The following is an 18,127-nucleotide window of genomic DNA, read 5'->3' as shown; positions in this document are numbered from 1 at the left end:
ATGGAAGTGTAAAATCGATTCTGGGACAGAATGAGCATCATTTTGTCTCAGATTTTTTAATTTGATAAAATGAGCTGCTTTTTTGCTGTTTCTTTCGCAGGAATAAGTATGATACACTATTAAGCGAGAAAGCGCATGCGGCGCTGGAATTCTTGGAGGAACATAATGAGTTATATCGAAGTTGTGAAAGAAGTGAAGAAATACACAATGGGCGACACGGTCATTGCTGCTAATGATGGTGTTTCGTTTTCTGTAGAAAAAGGAGAGATCGCACTGATCCTTGGTCCTAGTGGCGCTGGTAAGTCCACCGTTTTGAACATACTTGGCGGAATGGATCAATGTGACAGTGGCAAAGTGATCGTTGATGGAACAGATATTGCTGGCTTTGATGCCAAACAATTGACGACCTATCGCCGCAAAGATGTCGGTTTTGTCTTTCAGTTTTATAATTTGGTCCCTAATTTGACAGCCAGAGAAAACGTTGAACTCTCAGCACAAATCGTGCCAGAGGCACTTGATGCTGCTGAGATCTTGACCCAAGTTGGGCTTGGTGATCGCTTGGATCACTTTCCAGCGCAATTGTCTGGTGGCGAGCAGCAGCGAGTCACGATCGCTCGTGCTATAGCGAAGAAGCCCAAATTGCTGCTTTGTGATGAACCAACTGGGGCACTTGACTATGAAACGGGGAAACAGATTCTAGCAATTCTAGAAAAAACGGCTCGTGAGACTGGGACGACCGTTTTGATCATTACACATAACAGCGCATTGGCTCCCATGGCTGATCGTGTGATCCATATCAATGATGCAAAGGTCCGCAAGATGGAAAAAAATACTCATCCGATTCCAATTGCCTCTATTTCTTGGTAAATGCCTATGAAAAAAACATTATTACGTTCCAGTTTACGTGAAATTAGGCAAGCACCCGGGCGGTTTTTGTCCATATTAGGCATTATCTTCTTAGGGGTCGCTTTTTTTGTGGGGATCAGTGCAACAGGTCCGAATATGGAACAAGCTGCTGAAGATTACTTTGCTCGCCAGAAATTAGCGGACTTTACGATTGCGTCAACTTTAGGGTTGTCGACTGCCGATCGGGAAATCATTGAAGAAATGCCTGGTGTCACGTCTGTTGAAGCAGAGCAGATCGCCGATATCAATGCCGAAAATCACCGTGCCGTGATCCGTGTCTTTTCCCTTTCGAAGGAGCGACAAGTCAATCAATATCAGGTGACTTCTGGTCGATTGCCGCAAAAGTCAGGGGAAATTGCTTTGGATCAAGCGGCACAAAGCAGCGATGGGTTTGCACTAGATGAAACTTTTGAACTGCCAGAAAGCGGTGAAAACCAGCTAGCAACGCACACTTACACGATCGTTGGCTTTGTCAATAGTCCCGAATTTATTGAGAATTTTCATCGAGGCAATAGTACCGTTGGGAATGGGACAGTCGATTACTTTGCAGTAATTCCAGAAGAAGATTTTAAAGAAACTGCGTATGCTAGATTGTTAGTTCGTTTTGATGAGCTATCGCAAGTGACTAGCTATTCAGAAGCATATCAGACAAAAAGGGATCAAGTAAGTGATGAAGTAGAAGAACGGTTGGCTCCGCGGGCACAAGGACGTCGGCAAGAGTTGATCGATGAAGCGCAACCAGCGATTGATGAAGCCAAAGAACAGATCCGTGATGGCGAAGAGGCATTGCAGCAAGCGCAAGCGGAACTTGACGACGCAACAGAGAAATTGGCGCAGGCGCATCAGGAGTTGACGGAACAAGAAGTAGCTTTTCAGACAGAGATTCAAACTGCCCAAGAGCAATTGAATGTAGAAGCGCAAAAATTAGCTGAGGGGAAACAGGCATTGATCGAAAATCAACGCCTGCTAGATCAAAATGAACAAGCATTGATTCAGCAAGAAGCCCAAGTACAGTCAGCCCAAGCTCAGTTGGCACCCGTTTTGGCACAAAGACCTGAACTACAAAGGGGTATCCAGCAGGTAGAGGAGCAACTGGCGCTGGCATACCAAGGCATGGATCAAATCAGAAGTGTGAGTCAACTTTCTGCAGAGGAGCAAATGTCCCAGCTGCCTACCGTCTATGCACAAATAACAGCCGCTCTGGCACAGTTGAACCTGCCGACAGATGTCCTTGGTCCGGTTCCTGATCTGGAGGAAATCGATGAAACGATGATTGCTACTATGCTGACGGCAGCTGAAGATACATTGCGTCCACTTATTGCCGAAGGTGAGCAACAACGTGCTCAATTACTTGGGCAATTGTCTACGATCAATGACCAAGAAGCGCAACTTCAGCAGGCACAACAGCAAGTCAATGCTGGCTGGAGCCAAATCAGAGCTGGGCGCCAAGAATTGGCACAAGCGCAGACCCAGATCACCCAAGGAGAGACGCAGCTAAGCGACGCTCGTGAGACCTTAGCTTCTGAAAAAGCCAAGGGTCAGTCTTTATTAGCTGCTGGTTGGCAAGAATATCGAGAAAACGAAGCAACCCTTCAAGAAAAGGTTGACGAATTTAAAGAAAGAGCACCAAAAGAACGCGAAAAACTTGAAGATGCCAAAAAAGAAGTTGCTGAAAAAGAGCAGGAATTGTTGGATCTAAAACCGGCAGTTTATCGTGTCGCAAACCGCGATGCGAACCCTGGTTATTCAGAGTACCAAGACAATGCGGAACGGGTTTCTTCGTTAGCGACGATTTTCCCAGTTATCTTCTTTTTGATTGCAGCGTTAGTCAGTCTAACCACCATGACGCGGATGATCGATGAAAAACGTAGTGAGATCGGTACATTGAAAGCATTGGGCTATCGTAACTGGGAGATTGGACAGAAATTTTTGCTTTATTCCTCTGCAGCAGGAATCACAGGTGCTGTATTGGGTCTAGCAGTCGGCTTTTCCTTTTTTCCAGCAATCATCATTCAAGCTTATGGACCGCTTTACAATCTCACGGAGTATGACACCCCATGGTATTTGCGGCTTTCATTGATTGCTGTGGGAGTCAGCTTGCTTTGCACCATCGGTATCGCGTTGCTGGTTTTACGATTTGATTTAAGACAGTCATCGGCTTCATTGTTACGACCAAAGGCACCCAAAACAGGAAAACGAATTCTCTTAGAAAGAATCACCGTTATATGGCGGCATTTAAGTTTTATTCAAAAAGTTACAATGCGAAACCTGTTTCGCTACAAGTCAAGAATGCTCATGACCATCTTAGGGATCGCCGGATGTACGTCAATGATCTTGACTGGATTTGGCCTAAGAGATTCCATCAGTAATATCATTCCTTTACAGTTTGAGAAAATCTGGCAGTATCAGGCGGTGATCACCTTTGATGATGAGGATTCTGAAGCAATGAGTGAAACAAAAGCCGCCGCAGAAGATATTGAAGGCTTTGAAGCAGGGTTATTCTTGCATACGGAAAGTCTGACGTTGGCTCAATCGGGGGTCACGCAGCAAGAAGTAACCGTCACCGTGCCAGAAGATCCTGCGGCTTTATCGAGATTTGTCCACTTGAATGATCGGGTTTCAGGAGAAGCTTACGAGCTAGAAGGAGAGGGCGCCATCATCAATGAAAAGCTTGCTAAGTTGTTTGGATTATCGGTGGGTGATATGATAACGTTGACGAATGAAAGCGGCGAAGCATTTGAACTGAATGTGGCTGCAATCGCAGAAAACTACACAGGGCATTTTACTTATTTGACCCCAGATGCGTATCAAAAGATCTTTCAGGCCGCCCCTTCTTACAACAGTGAGTTATTGAAATTCAGTCAGCGTTTGACGAAATCGGAGGAAGAAGCGATCGCGGCTGATTTGATGGCACAAGACAATGTCATCAATGTTTCCTTCCTCTCAGCTTCAGCGGATGCCTTAGATGACACGACAGCAACCTTGAACATCGTCATCTGGATCTTGATCTCGTCTGCGGGGGCATTAGCCTTTATCGTGTTGTACAACTTGAACAACATCAATATAGCGGAACGCATTCGCGAGTTGTCGACCATCAAAGTATTGGGCTTTTATGATCGAGAAGTGACCATGTACGTCTTTCGTGAAAATATCTTTCTGACGATCTTCGGCATTGCATTTGGTTTATTATTAGGGGTGCTTCAGCATCAATTTGTCTTACAGACCATTGAAGTCGATATCGCCATGTTTTCACCGACAGTCGAACCAATGAGCTATGTGTATGCCGCTGGATTGACCTGCTTATTTTCAAGCGTGGTAGGGATCGCAATGTATTTCAAACTGAAACATGTCAATATGATCGATGCACTGAAAGCCAATGAGTAACAAAAACAGCCTTTTCTCAGAATGATTCTGGAAAAAGGCTGTTTTTATTTTTCTTGTTTTTCTTGTTCGGAAATCTCACCTTGGACTTCTTCTAGCATGGCTTTTAGTTCAAGCTCTTTTTGCCTCAGCACCACCAGATCTTCTTGGATCTCATCCTTTTTCTCTTCCTCAGGTGGTCGAATGACGAAATTGATCGATAGGGCAACTAACGTGCCGATAAAGGTGTCCAATACACGGTCTAAGGCGAAGATGATCGATTCCCCTTGAGGGACACTGGAAGTGATCAAAAGCATCGTCGCAATAGCAGAGATAATGCCAGAATTGTTATTGATGCCATCTGAAAAAACGATGACAAAAATGACTAGCGCTGGCAAGACAAACAATTCGATCAGAAAGTCATTTTGAAAATATTGCTTCGTCAAAAAGTAAAAAATAGCTGTACCGCCGCCGATCGTATTTCCTAATACCCGTGACTTCCCAAAAGAGATCGTTGTGGTCAGGTCTTGTCGCAAAGAAAAGACAGCCGACAAGGCAGCAATCAATGGTTGGCCACGATCAAGAAAATGAAAGAGCAGAATACAAAGCATGACAGCAATGGCTGTTTTTATCGTTCGCATACCCAAGCGAAAACGCCCCAGTTTCATGGTCAAATGCCCCCTTTACTTAATCATACCCAAAGCAGTTGAGAAATTCTAGTCTTATTCCTCACAATTTAGTATACTTTTCACAGGAGGTGACAAAAATGAAAATCGGAATGAGGACCGTGAAAACGGCGATTGCTGCTGGTTTATCAATGTTTCTGGCACAACAGATCGGTCTTTTGTATGCGCCAGCCGCAGGGATCATCGCCATTTTAAGCGTCGGTAATACAAAGAAAACGTCACTTTTTACGGGAATCGGGCGTTTGATCTCTTTGGCGATCGCTACGCTCTTAGCTTTTGTCAGCTTCCATTTATTAGGCTTTGGGCCGATAGGATTTGTTCTTTTTCTCTTTCTCTTTATCCCAACCGCTGTCTATTTCAATTTGACCGATGGGATCGTCGTCAATTCTGTCTTGGTGACCCATTATATGATGGAACGTTCGTTTGCTTGGCCACTGATTGGGAATGCTTTTTTATTGATGAGTATTGGCATTGGCTTTGCACTTTTGTTCAATTTATATATGCCAGATGGCGAACGAGCATTGAAAGAAAGACAGCAATTAGTGGAAGAAATGTTTAAAAGTCTTTTAAAAGACATGTCGATTGCCTTAACTGAAAAAGAAAAGGCGACGCTTCCCCAGGTCTGCCAAACGCTTTTGGGGGATATCAAGCAAGGCAAACAACAAGCAATGGTGCATAGTGAAAATCAATGGCGAGGAGAAGCCTCCTATTATGAAGAGTACTTTACCATGCGCCAAAGTCAGGCACGCTTACTCTTAGAAATGGTTGACTTATTGCAGTTTTTTTGGGTAGAAGAAGCCTATACAAATGCGTTTCAAGAGTTGCTATCCTTTACTGCCGAGTCCTTTCACGAAAATAACGATGGGAAAGAGATCTTGGCAAAAATTGCTGCGCTTTATGAAGATTATCGACAAAAGCCATTGCCCCAAACAAGAGCAGAGTTTGAAAATCGCGCTCAGCTGTTTCAGTTTCTGCAAACCTTTAAAAGTTTTATTGAAATCAAAGCCGACTTTTCTGATCAAATGCAAACAATGGCACGCTAAAAAAGACTCCCAAAATGGAGTCTTTTTCATTTTACTGCTGTTCCCAAAAAGCCTGCATTTGATCAAGAACGTCAATGACATCGGTGGTCAAGTGGATCGATCCTGCGATCTCGCCATCGATGGCTTTGATCATATTGGCAATTTCATAATTAAGGGCTTGACTGCTGTCGCCAGCTTCAATCATTTCATTTGTTCCATCTCGGAAATGGATCACGGCTTTGTCCGCACGAGGGTATTCATCTACGGTAATGTATCCTTCTTCGAAAGCGACGATACCGGTTTTAGGCATTTTCGCTTGGAAAGTCAGCGTGACACTAGCCATTTCATCGGCTGGATTTTGTAGGATCGTGACTGATTGTTCATCCACACCTGTAGAGAAGGGCTTCATGCTGCTAAACGTCACTTCTGGTGTATCCGTCATGAAAAAGCGGGCAAATGAAACAGCATACGTACCGATATCCAATAAAGCACCGCCGCCTAAATCTGGATTGAAGAAACGATTGCTTGGGTCTGGATCTTTGTAGCTGCCAAATGGCGCTTGGATCATTTTTAATTTTCCTAAGCGTCCGGCATCGATCTCTTCTTTCAACTGAGCATAAACCGGCATATTGAAAATCGTCATTGCTTCTTCTAAGATTAGGTTTTTTTCTTTGGCTAAGGCTAGTTCTTCCGCCAGCTCATCGGCACTGGTGGTGATGGCTTTTTCGCAGAGGACATGTTTTCCTGCCATCAGAGCTTTCATAATAAATTCATGATGAAGATCATTAGGTACTGCAATATAAACAATATCGATTTGCGGATCTTCTAACATGGCATCTGTGCTTTCATAAGCATGGGGAATAGAGTGTTTCTCAGCAAATGCTTGGACTTTAGGGAAACTCCGGGCACTGACCCCATGTAGTTCACTTGCTTCATTAGAAAAGCCAGCAGCAAATTGCGTTGCGATATCTCCGAGGCCAATCATTCCCCAACGGTATTTTTTCATCATTGATCATCTCCTTCGTATTTAGTATAACAAAAGAAATCAATTCTTTAAAATAATCAAAAACAATCGCAAAAAGTTTCCATTACGGCTGACTTTCAGTAAAATATAGAAGAGGAGGGATAACATATGCATAATGTATCAATTGCAATTATTTTAAATACCATCATCGAGCAATACGCATCAGAAAAACAGTTTTATGAAACACAATTAGGCATCAACGAGGAGCAATGGGAAGCATGGAAAAATGGCACAATGAGTCTGTCACCTGCTGAAAATCAGAAAGTGAAGCTGCTGTTTTCAGATTATGAATGGATGTTGATCCAAAAAATCATTCGGCAAACCGTCATTTATCCAGAAAAACGCAATCAAGCGGTCGTCGAGTTCAAAAAAATGAAGACCCAAATCGCCAGAACGTGGTTAGCAAGCGATTTAGCGAAGGTCGAATTGTTAACAGAATCTGAAGAAACAGCCCAATACCTTGATTTGAGAGTCAGTATTACGTATGATGAGTGGGGTTATGATGATATACTAAACTTCCGATTGCCCGCTTTTGTTCAGCAGCAAATTCGCAATGAAAAAATCGAACTGTTGGAGTGGGTCAAAGAAAATCTGGAAGAAACTTACAACTAAAGGTAGGATATTTTTTGAAAAAGTATTATGGAATGGCTGCGGCGGCGGGCTTCTTGTTTCTGGTTCTTTTAACCATTCAAGTGAACCGAGTGACCGCAGTCACCCCAACAAAGAGTGCAAGTATCGCTCGTTCAACAGATCAAGCAACAACGAGTGAAACAACAGAAACAAATGAAAAAGAGCCAAATGGGAACACGCAAGAGTCACAAGAACAAGCAAGTGCTAGTGATGAAGTGAACGAAGAGGATTTCCCAACCGTTTCATTGGATGATTGGTCATTGGTTTTGGTTGGACCAAACAATAAAATCGAAAATGAAATTGCCCAAAAAGATTTAGGGAAATTGTCGAATGGCTATCTCGTCGATCAACGCATCGTTTCAGCTTATGAAAAGCTGGCAGATGCCGCAAAAGCTGCAGGACATCCTTTGGCGATGGTCTCTGCCTACCGTTCAGTAGCGTATCAAGAGGAGATATTCAATGCCAATGTCAACACCCTGATGAGTCAAGGTCATACAAAAGAAGAAGCAATTCGGATCACGAAACTGACCTTTACTGAGCCTGGCTATAGCGAACACCATACTGGGCTTGCTGTTGATGTTGTGGATCAGGATTGGTATCAAAATCATACTGGAGAGCTGCTCAATGAGGGGTTCGGTGATACCGAGGGTGGAAAATGGTTACAGGCTCATGCAAGAGAGTATGGGTTTATCATCCGTTACCCGAAAGGAAAACATGCTATTACGCAAATCGATTATGAGCCTTGGCATCTACGATATGTGGGGGTCGAAGTGGCAACCTACATTGAGGAGCAGGAGTTGACCTTTGAAGAGTTTCTCGAAGAAGCAAAAGAACACATCGCTCGAAAAGAAGCAGAACTGTCCTCTCACGAATGGGAAGATCCTCTGGCAGAGGACTGGATCTATGAGGGTTCTCTTGCTAAAAGTCAAGAAAGCAGTGAGCTTACACAAGATGAGTTGTTGCTGAATGGAGGCAATTTGTTTTCTAAAACTGTGTTTAGTCAGACAAAGGAAGTGAAAAAATGAGCGCAAGACGAAAAAAACAGAAGACTCGTTTCCCATTAGTCTTTCTAGGGTTATTCTTGATTGGGATTGCCTTTATTTTTTCCTTGAATAGTTTGGCAGACCCCCTTCCAAAAGAGGAAGAAACAAACACGGAAGCCATCTCTCATGAAGAATTTATTGATCGCATCGCTCCTTACGCACAAGAACTGCAAAAGGGCTACGGGATTTTACCTAGTATCATTATTGGACAGGCGATTCTTGAATCAGATTGGGGTCAAAGTTCTCTAGCCAGTGAATACAATAATTTATTTGGGATTAAGTCGTTTGGCCATTCAAAAAAGGTGACATTAGATACCCAAGAGTTTTATAATGGAGAATGGGTCACGATTCAAGGAGATTTTCGTGTCTATGATACTTGGGAAGAATCAATGGATGATCATACGATGTTGTTTGTAAATGGTGTGGATTGGAATCCTGCGCTTTATGTAAATGTCTTGACAGCAAACGACTACCGCAGTGCCGCACAAGCATTACAAGATGCAGGGTATGCAACGGATCCAGATTATGCCAGCAAAATCATTCAAGTAATTGAAACCTACCAATTGAATCGATTTGATCAATAAGAAAAGAGAGTTGGCTGCTTATGGAAGAAAAATATATGCCAAAAATCACCACCGATTTGCGTAAAGATATCGTGAAAGTGCCTAAAGTTATTCGAGAGGCTAGCGGTATTCAAATATTTGGAAAACAAATCCGCTCCATTATTTTCACAACGGATATTGCGATCATCCGCAATACAAATGCGGATGCTGTGATTGCGGTCTATCCTTTTACACCGCACCCAGCAATTACGAAAGCAATCATCGAAGCAGCAGATATTCCAGTGTTTTCTGGTGTCGGCGGGGGCTTGACCCAAGGATTTCGCTCGTCTTATATGAGCATGTTTGCTGAAGCCCAAGGATCGATCGGGGTCGTCTTAAACGGACCAACGCCACTGAAAACTGTGGAGCAAGTCTGTAAAGTTGTAGATATTCCCGTTATCAGTACCGTAACGAGTAAGTATACCGAAATTGATGCCAAACTTGAAGCTGGTGTGAAAGTCATCAATATCAGTGCTGGCAAGGACACAGCAGATACCGTGGCTTTCTTCCGTAAAAAATATCCGAAGCTGCCGATCATCGCAACCGGTGGACCAACCGATGAAAGCATCTTAGAAACGATTGAAGCAGGCGCTAATGCCATCACCTACACACCGCCGTCCAATGGGGAGCTTTTCAGTAAAAAGATGGAACACTATCGCGATATGGAGAAGCCAGAGTAGGAAATGATCCGCAAATGAGAATATTTTTATTTATAAAGGGCATTCCATGCTTGTGTTTTTAATCAAAGACAGGCATAATCGAATCTATCATTTAAAAATTACTTGTATATCGTCGAAATATGGTCGACAGTCTCTACCCGATACCGTAAATATCGGACTATAAGTAAAAATCGTGCCTGTTAGACACTTTTTTTGCTTTGGCAAAAAGAGTGTCTTTTTTTTCAGGATGGAATAGAAAGGAACGAGGAGAGCTAGGATGGAAAAATTAGTTGAGCGTATCAAAACACATGGAAATGTGCTGGGCGAAGGGGTTCTTAAAGTGGACCAATTTTTGACCCACCAAGTGGATTATGAGTTGATGAAAGAAATCGGTACAGTCTTCGCGGAACGGTTTCAAGGAAGCGGCATCACAAAAGTAGTGACCATCGAAGCTTCAGGGATCGCACCAGCGCTTTATACTGCAGAACAGTTACAAGTACCAATGATCTTTGCCCGTAAAGCAAAGAGTTTGACGATGAATGAAGAGCTTCTGACTGCATCTGTCTATTCCTTTACTAAGCAAGTGACCAGCCAAGTATCGATTTCCAAGAAATTTTTGTCTTCAGATGATACGGTCTTGATTATTGATGATTTCTTAGCAAACGGACAAGCTGCAAAAGGATTGATCGAATTGTGTCAGCAAGCAGGAGCAAAAGTCGTTGGCATTGGGATCGTAATTGAAAAATCATTCCAAACTGGTCGACAATTGCTTGAGGAGATGGGGATTCCTGTTGTTTCACTAGCACGGATCGCCTCATTGTCGGAAGGCCAAGTTAGCTTTTTAGAAGGAGATGCCTAATGAAAGAAACGAATAGCCGTTCAGCAGTTTTAGGCTTGCAACATTTGCTAGCGATGTATGCAGGAGCTGTTGCCGTTCCTTTGTTGATTGGAACAGGTCTGGGCTTCAATGAAGCTCAGATGACGTATTTGATCTCGATCGATATTTTCATGTGCGGAATCGCTACGCTTTTGCAATTAGTTGTTACCCGCTTTTTCGGGATCGGCCTACCAGTCGTTTTAGGCTGTGCCATCCAAGCTGTCTCCCCATTGATTTTGATTGGCACCAAATCAGGGATCAGTGCGATTTACGGAGCGATCATTGCCGCTGGGATTTTCATTGTTCTGATCGCTGGCATTTTTTCGAAAATCAAAGTCTTGTTCCCCCCATTGGTGACAGGAACGGTGATTACCGTCATCGGCTTGACCTTGATTCCAGTCGCCATCACCAAAATCGGTGGAGGGGATGCCGCAGCTGCTAACTTTGGTGATCCAACGAATTTATTGTTAGGCTTTGTGACGATTGCCTTGATCATTGGGGTGCAGGTCTTTGGGAAAGGCTTTATTCGCTCGATTGCCGTTTTGATTGGTTTGATCGGTGGGACCATTTTAGCAGCGCTCTTAGGATTGGTGGATCTTTCTGCCATCGCCCATGCGCCTGTGTTTCATTTGCCTCAGCCTTTTTATTTCGGCTTACCATCCTTTGATCTGTGGTCGATCGTTTTGATGATCATTATTTCCATCGTGAGTCTGGTAGAGTCCACTGGCGTTTATTTTGCGCTGGGAGATATTACTGAAAAACCGATTACAGGCAATGACTTAAAGCGCGGCTATCGTGCGGAAGGCTTGGCGGTGATCCTTGGGGGGATCTTCAATACATTCCCTTATACTGGATTTTCACAAAATGTAGGTTTGGTTCAACTTTCAGGTATTAAGACACGACGCCCGATTTTCTTTTCAGCTATCTTTTTGATCGTATTAGGGCTGTTTCCAAAAGTTGGTGCCATTGCGCAAATCATTCCAGAAGCAGTACTGGGAGGCGGCATGTTAGTGATGTTTGGCATGGTCGCTGTTCAAGGGATGCGAATGCTGAGCAAAGTTGATTTTATGAATGACAAGAACTTGTTAGTGATTGCGGTCTCGATCGGTTTTGGTTTAGGGTTCAATATGATGCCAACCTTATTCAGTCAGATGCCTGAAACCGTCCAAATGTTTACAGGCAATGGGATCGTCATGAGTAGTTTGACAGCCATTGTTTTGAACCTGTTCTTCAATGGATTGCCGAAAGAAACAGACGAAGTTACGGAATTGAGCTTGCAACAGTAAGTCGATTTGATCCAGACGAGGATTCGTCTGGATTTTTTGTATTGTTCCTTTATTTGTCTTTTTCCTGCCAAACAGAAAGACTGAATGGTTTTCTTAGCCATAAAAACGAACGATACAAAGTTAAACTAGCAAATAGTTCGAAAATATTTTGACATTGCTCCGGCAACTCGTTACTATTTAAAGGGGAAAGTGATTGTTAGTCATAACGTGCTATGCAAAGGGCGTTGGGTCGCAGTGACAAACTGCTGCTAACAAACTAATTTCGTGAGAAAATACTTCTGAGCTTGTTTCAGAAGAAACTAGTAAAAAATCGTTGGAGGGAAAATCAAATGAAACCAGCAGTTGCAGTGATTATGGGGAGCAAGTCAGATTGGGAAACAATGAAGGAGTGCTGCTTGATTTTAGATGAGTTAGCGATACCTTATCAGAAAAAAGTCGTTTCGGCACATCGTACACCAGATTTGATGTTCGAATTTGCCGAAACTGCTCGTGCAGAAGGAATCAAAGTCATTGTCGCAGGAGCAGGAGGAGCAGCTCATTTGCCAGGAATGGTCGCAGCGAAAACAACGTTGCCCGTCATTGGTGTGCCTGTACAATCTCGCGCATTAAACGGGTTGGATTCCCTACTATCGATCGTGCAGATGCCAGCTGGGGTACCAGTAGCAACAACAGCGATCGGAAAAGCTGGCGCAACTAACGCAGGACTACTTGCAGCGCAGATGCTTTCCATGTATGATTTAGAGATAGCGGAGAAATTAAACGCGCGAAGAAATACATTAAAAGAAATTGTATTGGAAAGTAGTGATCAACTTGATTAAACCTTTAATGCCCAACGCAACGATCGGAATCGTTGGCGGAGGACAGCTAGGTCGTATGATGGCAATGAGTGCCAAAGAAATGGGCTTTCGGGTTGGCGTCTTAGACCCTACTGCCAATTGTCCAACAGCCCAAGTCGCTGATTGGCATATTGTTGCTGCCTACGATGATGTGTTTGCTTTAGAAGAAATGGCTCGACGTGCCGACGTGATCACCTATGAATTCGAAAATGTCAGTGTCGAGGCTTTGAATTCCATTTTGCCTTATTCCCATATCCCTCAAGGGACTGACCTGTTAGCAATCACTCAAGACCGTTTATTAGAAAAGTCATTTCTAGAGGCTAACAATATCGTAATTGCACCTTATGCCACGATCATCAGTCCAACGGATATCCAAGATGCCATCGACAGTATCGGTTATCCCTGTGTGTTAAAAACGACTAGAGGCGGTTATGACGGAAAAGGGCAGCACGTGTTATACAGTACCGCGGACTTAGCGCCTTCGATGAACTTACTGCGTGAAGGGACGTGCGAATTAGAAGCGTGGATTCCTTTTGAAAAAGAATTGTCGATTTTAGTTGCTGGTAATGGAGAAACCTTTACCACTTTCCCAGTGGTAGAAAACATCCACCGCAACAATATTTTGCATCAAACGATCGCTCCTGCGCGCATTGATCCAGAAGTTGCCGAAGAAGCCAAACGGATCGCTCATATTATTGCGAAGGCCTTGGATCTGCAAGGCGTTTTAGCCATCGAAATGTTCTTGACTAAAAGTGGCGGCTTGTATGTCAATGAGTTGGCACCGCGACCACATAATTCTGGTCACTATTCGATCGAAGCTTGTTCCATGAGTCAGTTTGATGCCCATATCCGGGGGATCTGTGGCTGGCCATTACCAGAAGTGTCATTGCTTTCACCAGCAGTCATGGTCAATGTCTTAGGCGATGAATTGACAGAAACGTATGAGTTGATTGCCACAAAACCTGCTTGGCAATTCCATTACTATGGCAAAGAAGAAGCGAAAACCGGGCGTAAAATGGGTCATATCACTGTTTTGACAGAAGATATCGCAGAGACCACTGAAGAAATCTATCAAACCAATATTTGGGATTAAAGGAGATAATAACATGTTAGAGCGTTACACAAGACCAGAAATGGGTGCTATTTGGACCGATCAAAACCGTTACCAAGCGTGGTTAGAAGTAGAAATATTGGCGGATGAAGCTTGGGCGGAACTAGGGGAGATACCGAAAGAGGATGTTGCTTTGATTCGTGAAAAAGCAACCTTCGATATCGACCGTATCTTAGAGATCGAAGCGCAAACGCGACATGATGTGGTTGCTTTTACCCGAGCAGTCTCTGAATCTTTAGGTGATGAAAGTAAATGGGTCCACTACGGCTTGACGTCGACGGATGTTGTTGATACTGCGTATGGCTACTTGATGAAACAAGCCAACGACTTGATTCGGGAAGATTTAAATCGTTTTGTGACGATCATTGGTGAAAAAGCCAAAGAATACAAACATACCGTAATGATGGGACGTACCCATGGTGTACATGCGGAACCAACGACCTTTGGCTTGAAATTAGCCTTATGGTATGCGGAAATGAAACGCAATGTCGAGCGTTTTGAGCGGGCAGCAAAAGGGGTCGAAGCAGGAAAGATCAGCGGAGCAGTTGGAACCTTTGCAAATATTCCACCGTTTGTCGAAGAGTATGTCTGTGAAAAATTAGGGATTCGTGCGCAAGATATTTCCACACAAGTACTACCTCGTGACTTGCATGCAGAGTATTTCTCTGCAATGGCGTTGATCGCAACTAGCATTGAGAAATTTGCCACCGAAATCCGGGGCTTACAAAAATCAGAAACCCGAGAAGTTGAAGAATTCTTCGCAAAAGGTCAAAAAGGTTCTTCTGCCATGCCCCATAAGCGTAACCCAATCGGTTCTGAAAATATGGCGGGACTTGCACGAGTCGTTCGCGGCCATATGGTGACAGCTTATGAAAATGTCTCACTGTGGCATGAACGGGATATCTCACATTCATCGGCAGAACGGATCATTATTCCGGATACGACGATTTTGATCGATTATATGCTGAATCGCTTTGGCAATATCGTCAAAAATCTGACTGTTTTCCCAGAGAATATGAAGCGCAATATGAATGCGACCTTTGGATTGATCTACAGCCAACGAGTGATGTTGAAATTGATCGATCACGGTATGACAAGAGAGCAAGCCTATGACTTGGTTCAGCCAAAAACAGCGCAAGCTTGGGATGAGCAAACGGATTTCCGTCCACTATTAGAAGCTGATCCAGCCATTACGGATGTGTTGTCCAAAGCAGACTTAGACGATGCGTTTGATTACAACCATCATTTAAAACAAGTCGACACGATCTTTGAACGTGTCGGTTTAGCCGAATAAGAAAAAAGCCGCAACCTTCAGATCCTTGTCTGAAGGTTGCGGCTTTTTTTAATAATGTTCAGCTAAGTAGGTCAATAGCTCAGGTGCTAAACCAGTTGCTGATTGGTTTTCCTGGCGATCTTCTAGCATGGAGACCATCAGAAATCCTTGGTCTTGCGAATCAAAGGCAAATAAGAAACTGTTTTCCTGGCCTTTTTCATCTTGCTTTTCTTTGATTTCAGCTGTTCCTGTCTTAGCAGCCAATGGAATGTTTAATGCTGCCAAGGAATGTGCAGTTCCGTTTGGATCGGAAACAACGGCGGTCAAATCTTGATTGATTTGATCGATCGTTTCTGCTTTAAAGACTTCTTTGTCTTTTTGCTCTTCCTCTTTCACTAAACGGGGATAGACCAGCTTCCCTTGATTGGCAAAGACGGAGTAGATCGCCGCTTGCTGGATTGGATTCAATAACAATTCTCCTTGGCCATAGCCGGTATCTGCCAGTAAAATGTCCGAATTGAAGGAGTCTTCATTTGAAATTTGAGCAGGATTCATCGCGATCGGTAAATCCAATGTTTCACCAAAAATCAACTTCGACAAGCCGTCACGAAAGGTATCTTCGCCCATAGATAGGGTTTGTTGCGCCATATAAATGTTATCAGAGTATACCAGTGCATCCTTGAGATTCACAGAAGCTACATCAGTAACTCTCGTCACAAAGTAGTCGCCCCACGAGCTATCTTTTTGCCATTTCAATCCATCGATCGCGATACTCTGCGTAGGATCGATCGTGCCATTTTCCAAGCCGATCGCACCAGTGATGGCCTTAAAGGTCGAACCAGGTGCATAGGCCGTAGCAAAGCGGCTGATGAAAGGCAGGTCTTCATTTTGTTCATACGCATCATAATCTTCTTGTGAGATCCCTTGGGTCATTTTATTGGGATCATAACTTGGCGAGCTGGCAAGTACCAACAGATCGCCAGTTTTGGGTTCAGTAACGACCGTTGCTCCTGCTTGGTTTTGTAAGGAGTCAAACGCCGTCTTTTGGGCTTGGGCATCAATAGTCAATTGGATATCCTTGCCATCTGCGCGTTCTTTTTCTAACAGGACGGCTTTCTCAGCACCATCTTCATCTGTGATGGCGATTTTTCCGCCGTTTTCTCCTCGCAACTCTTTATCGAAGGCAGCTTCCAGACCACTACGACCAATTTGTCCGTTGCTTGCTAGTGTTTCATCTTTTTCGATATCTTCCGCTGTTACATTTCCTAAGTAACCAATCAGTTGGGCGGCAGCTTCCCCAAGTGGGTAAGTGCGTCCAGTCGTTTCTTTTAAACTTGTTCCAGTTGGCATCTCATCCGTTGGTTCGATGATCTTCAAGGGGACGAACAACTCATCTTGAACCCAAGATTGCCCCAACGCTTGATTGATGGCTTCTTCTGTCAGGTCGAAACGTTCCGCGATCGCTTTGATATTGGCGTTTTTTTCGTCTCCCGTGCCCAGTTGCCCCGGAACGACGCCTAACTGATAAAGCGTGCCATTTTCTGCTAGTGGTTCGTTGTTTCGGTCGAGAATCTCCCCGCGAGTGGCATTATCTACGGAAATACTGACTTTGTCTTGTCCCTCCATTCCTGGAAAGATCAACTGAGGGGACCAATCGATTTTGGCTTCGTTATCAGCTACAGTGATCGTGCCGCTATAAGAAAGCTCGGTTAATTCACCTAACGAGGTGGTCAAGGAACCGTTGTATTGGAAATTGAATTGATCGGAATCCTTGTCATTAGGAGTTACCTCAATCCCAGAGGCTTTAAATGATTCAGCACCGATACCAGTGAAGATCGCTTCGTATTTTGCAGAGACTTCGTCTGCGGTAAAGCCGGTTGATGCTAAACTGTCTTCAGACACGAAGGCAGGCAAGTCACTGTACTTCTGATCGGCCAAAGCGTCGATAAAGGAAGTGAGGGCTTTTTTAGCAGCGGCTTCTTCTTGCCGATCCTGATAGACGGTATAACCATAATAGCCGCCGCCTAGTACCAATAAGGCGGCAGGAAGTGCCAACCAGACGAAGCGCTTGGGCTTTTTCGCTGGCTTTTCGTTGCGAGAGCGCCGATTTTCTGACATATTATTGTTCCTCCTTCAAAGCCGTCATACGGGCATGATAAAGCGGCAACAGCGTTTGATAAACTGCTAAAATATCCGCCATCTCAACGTCTTCGATCATTTCTTTCGGAAAAATCTTTCCAATTTGAAGCTCGCTTTTTTTGACTTTCTTCAATCGTTCCAGATAGGTTGGCCACATGGCGATAGGGTGGTGGTCGTATTTTGTGTGATCAGGAGAAAGTGTAAAGTCAGCTGGTAATTGATCGAATAATTCTTTTTGGGCCAACCAGGATTCAGCGATCGTTGCCTGATTTTTCGGTTGGTCGATCACGCTGAGCCAAACGAAGACATACGCTTGATTGATCCCAATTTGAAAGTGGGCATCCATTTTATAGCCTCGTTTGTTCGGACCGATCCCTGCCCAGGTTTCGGCAGGAGGGTAGACGGTTCTGCGTCGGTGCTGAGCAATATGCAAATAAAAAGGCTCTTGGCAGCTTTCTTCAATTAATGGGATCGCTGCCTCACCGATCGTTTGAAAAATCGGCTGAATCTCGGCACGGATTTTTTCCATTCGTTCGTCTAACGTTTCTAAAGAAAAAGCATCAAATGATTGTTTCGTAAATAGCATAATCGTATCCTTTCTGTTGTCTGAAAATAGTATAACAAAAAAAGCCCGATAAATTACGGGCTTTTGTTTATTTTACCTTTTTTTATC

Annotated in this window: 16 protein-coding genes and 1 riboswitch; of the genes, 12 read left to right on the top strand and 4 right to left on the bottom strand. The window is 43.9% G+C overall.

Annotated elements, in window-relative coordinates; all coding sequences use genetic code 11:
* Positions 1 to 165: 165 nt before the first annotated feature.
* On the top strand, positions 166 to 867 hold the full coding sequence (locus IGK61_RS09950; RefSeq protein ID WP_015509898.1) for an ABC transporter ATP-binding protein: 702 nt from the start codon (positions 166 to 168) through the stop codon (positions 865 to 867).
* Positions 868 to 4,290 (top strand): FtsX-like permease family protein, encoded by a 3,423-nt coding sequence (locus IGK61_RS09945; protein ID WP_438844821.1) that lies wholly within the window; start codon positions 868 to 870, stop codon positions 4,288 to 4,290. It abuts the gene before it with no gap.
* A 44-nt stretch (positions 4,291 to 4,334) separates the two neighbouring features.
* Here IGK61_RS09945 and IGK61_RS09940 read toward each other — a convergent pair whose 3' ends face one another.
* Positions 4,335 to 4,934 carry an FUSC family protein gene (locus IGK61_RS09940; RefSeq protein ID WP_005231932.1) on the bottom strand — a complete coding sequence of 200 codons (600 nt, stop codon included), beginning with the start codon at positions 4,932 to 4,934 and terminating at the stop codon, positions 4,335 to 4,337.
* A gap of 98 nt (positions 4,935 to 5,032) precedes the next feature.
* Between IGK61_RS09940 and IGK61_RS09935 the strand changes: the two genes are divergently transcribed.
* Positions 5,033 to 5,995 (top strand): aromatic acid exporter family protein, encoded by a 963-nt coding sequence (locus IGK61_RS09935; RefSeq protein WP_074535221.1) that lies wholly within the window; start codon positions 5,033 to 5,035, stop codon positions 5,993 to 5,995.
* A 31-nt stretch (positions 5,996 to 6,026) separates the two neighbouring features.
* On the opposite strand, the gene IGK61_RS09930 is transcribed toward IGK61_RS09935, so the two are convergent.
* Entirely contained in the window at positions 6,027 to 6,983 is a 957-nt protein-coding gene (locus IGK61_RS09930) for a Gfo/Idh/MocA family protein (protein ID WP_081116636.1), read from the bottom strand.
* A 123-nt stretch (positions 6,984 to 7,106) separates the two neighbouring features.
* Between IGK61_RS09930 and IGK61_RS09925 the strand changes: the two genes are divergently transcribed.
* The 9 genes from IGK61_RS09925 to purB all read left to right on the top strand — a co-directional run bounded on the left by IGK61_RS09925 (position 7,107) and on the right by purB (position 15,336).
* Entirely contained in the window at positions 7,107 to 7,610 is a 504-nt protein-coding gene (locus IGK61_RS09925) for a hypothetical protein (RefSeq protein ID WP_074535222.1), read from the top strand.
* A 32-nt stretch (positions 7,611 to 7,642) separates the two neighbouring features.
* Positions 7,643 to 8,653 carry a M15 family metallopeptidase gene (locus IGK61_RS09920; protein WP_074535289.1) on the top strand — a complete coding sequence of 337 codons (1,011 nt, stop codon included), beginning with the start codon at positions 7,643 to 7,645 and terminating at the stop codon, positions 8,651 to 8,653.
* Positions 8,650 to 9,255 (top strand): glycoside hydrolase family 73 protein, encoded by a 606-nt coding sequence (locus IGK61_RS09915; protein WP_005229997.1) that lies wholly within the window; start codon positions 8,650 to 8,652, stop codon positions 9,253 to 9,255. Before IGK61_RS09920 ends, IGK61_RS09915 begins: the two co-directional genes overlap by 4 nt.
* A 20-nt stretch (positions 9,256 to 9,275) precedes the next feature.
* Entirely contained in the window at positions 9,276 to 9,953 is a 678-nt protein-coding gene (locus IGK61_RS09910; protein WP_010749577.1) for a hypothetical protein, read from the top strand.
* An 82-nt stretch (positions 9,954 to 10,035) separates the two neighbouring features.
* Positions 10,036 to 10,133, top strand: a riboswitch (purine riboswitch).
* Between the two features lie 76 nt (positions 10,134 to 10,209).
* Positions 10,210 to 10,791: a xanthine phosphoribosyltransferase gene (locus IGK61_RS09905; protein ID WP_438844820.1), complete on the top strand. Its 582-nt coding sequence runs from the start codon at positions 10,210 to 10,212 to the stop codon at positions 10,789 to 10,791.
* Complete coding sequence (locus tag IGK61_RS09900; RefSeq protein WP_005230003.1) at positions 10,791 to 12,095, top strand: nucleobase:cation symporter-2 family protein; 1,305 nt, start codon at positions 10,791 to 10,793, stop codon at positions 12,093 to 12,095. Before IGK61_RS09905 ends, IGK61_RS09900 begins: the two co-directional genes overlap by 1 nt.
* Positions 12,096 to 12,424: 329 nt before the next feature.
* Positions 12,425 to 12,913, top strand: a complete 489-nt coding sequence (purE, locus tag IGK61_RS09895; protein WP_010749580.1) for a 5-(carboxyamino)imidazole ribonucleotide mutase — start codon at positions 12,425 to 12,427, stop codon at positions 12,911 to 12,913.
* Positions 12,897 to 14,024 carry a 5-(carboxyamino)imidazole ribonucleotide synthase gene (gene purK / locus IGK61_RS09890; RefSeq protein ID WP_015509893.1) on the top strand — a complete coding sequence of 376 codons (1,128 nt, stop codon included), beginning with the start codon at positions 12,897 to 12,899 and terminating at the stop codon, positions 14,022 to 14,024. Before purE ends, purK begins: the two co-directional genes overlap by 17 nt.
* A 13-nt stretch (positions 14,025 to 14,037) precedes the next feature.
* Positions 14,038 to 15,336 carry an adenylosuccinate lyase gene (gene purB, locus IGK61_RS09885; protein WP_005231933.1) on the top strand — a complete coding sequence of 433 codons (1,299 nt, stop codon included), beginning with the start codon at positions 14,038 to 14,040 and terminating at the stop codon, positions 15,334 to 15,336.
* A 48-nt stretch (positions 15,337 to 15,384) separates the two neighbouring features.
* Here the strand turns inward: purB and pbp4 are convergent, their stop codons facing one another.
* On the bottom strand, positions 15,385 to 17,433 hold the full coding sequence (gene pbp4, locus IGK61_RS09880) for a penicillin-binding protein PBP4(5) (protein WP_074535224.1): 2,049 nt from the start codon (positions 17,431 to 17,433) through the stop codon (positions 15,385 to 15,387).
* Between the two features lies 1 nt (position 17,434).
* On the bottom strand, positions 17,435 to 18,040 hold the full coding sequence (locus tag IGK61_RS09875) for a DUF1054 domain-containing protein (RefSeq protein ID WP_016611021.1): 606 nt from the start codon (positions 18,038 to 18,040) through the stop codon (positions 17,435 to 17,437).
* Between the last annotated feature and the right edge of the window lie 87 nt (positions 18,041 to 18,127).

The sequence above is a fragment of the Enterococcus sp. AZ063 genome, from assembly GCF_051715045.1.
Classification (GTDB): domain Bacteria; phylum Bacillota; class Bacilli; order Lactobacillales; family Enterococcaceae; genus Enterococcus_D; species Enterococcus_D casseliflavus.
The sequence above is the reverse complement of the archived record's forward strand: the minus strand, read 5'-3'. Positions and strand labels throughout refer to the sequence as shown.

What these genes read in the sequence shown, in the direction of transcription:
- IGK61_RS09950 (WP_015509898.1), top strand. Translation starts at nt 166, where the DNA reads ATGAGTTATATCGAAGTTGTGAAAGAAGTGAAGAAATACACAATGGGC.
- IGK61_RS09945 (WP_438844821.1), top strand. Translation starts at nt 868, where the DNA reads ATGCCTATGAAAAAAACATTATTACGTTCCAGTTTACGTGAAATTAGG.
- IGK61_RS09940 (WP_005231932.1), bottom strand. Translation starts at nt 4,934, where the DNA reads ATGAAACTGGGGCGTTTTCGCTTGGGTATGCGAACGATAAAAACAGCC.
- IGK61_RS09935 (WP_074535221.1), top strand. Translation starts at nt 5,033, where the DNA reads ATGAAAATCGGAATGAGGACCGTGAAAACGGCGATTGCTGCTGGTTTA.
- IGK61_RS09930 (WP_081116636.1), bottom strand. Translation starts at nt 6,983, where the DNA reads ATGATGAAAAAATACCGTTGGGGAATGATTGGCCTCGGAGATATCGCA.
- IGK61_RS09925 (WP_074535222.1), top strand. Translation starts at nt 7,107, where the DNA reads ATGCATAATGTATCAATTGCAATTATTTTAAATACCATCATCGAGCAA.
- IGK61_RS09920 (WP_074535289.1), top strand. Translation starts at nt 7,643, where the DNA reads ATGGCTGCGGCGGCGGGCTTCTTGTTTCTGGTTCTTTTAACCATTCAA.
- IGK61_RS09915 (WP_005229997.1), top strand. Translation starts at nt 8,650, where the DNA reads ATGAGCGCAAGACGAAAAAAACAGAAGACTCGTTTCCCATTAGTCTTT.
- IGK61_RS09910 (WP_010749577.1), top strand. Translation starts at nt 9,276, where the DNA reads ATGGAAGAAAAATATATGCCAAAAATCACCACCGATTTGCGTAAAGAT.
- IGK61_RS09905 (WP_438844820.1), top strand. Translation starts at nt 10,210, where the DNA reads ATGGAAAAATTAGTTGAGCGTATCAAAACACATGGAAATGTGCTGGGC.
- IGK61_RS09900 (WP_005230003.1), top strand. Translation starts at nt 10,791, where the DNA reads ATGAAAGAAACGAATAGCCGTTCAGCAGTTTTAGGCTTGCAACATTTG.
- purE (WP_010749580.1), top strand. Translation starts at nt 12,425, where the DNA reads ATGAAACCAGCAGTTGCAGTGATTATGGGGAGCAAGTCAGATTGGGAA.
- purB (WP_005231933.1), top strand. Translation starts at nt 14,038, where the DNA reads ATGTTAGAGCGTTACACAAGACCAGAAATGGGTGCTATTTGGACCGAT.
- pbp4 (WP_074535224.1), bottom strand. Translation starts at nt 17,433, where the DNA reads ATGTCAGAAAATCGGCGCTCTCGCAACGAAAAGCCAGCGAAAAAGCCC.
- IGK61_RS09875 (WP_016611021.1), bottom strand. Translation starts at nt 18,040, where the DNA reads ATGCTATTTACGAAACAATCATTTGATGCTTTTTCTTTAGAAACGTTA.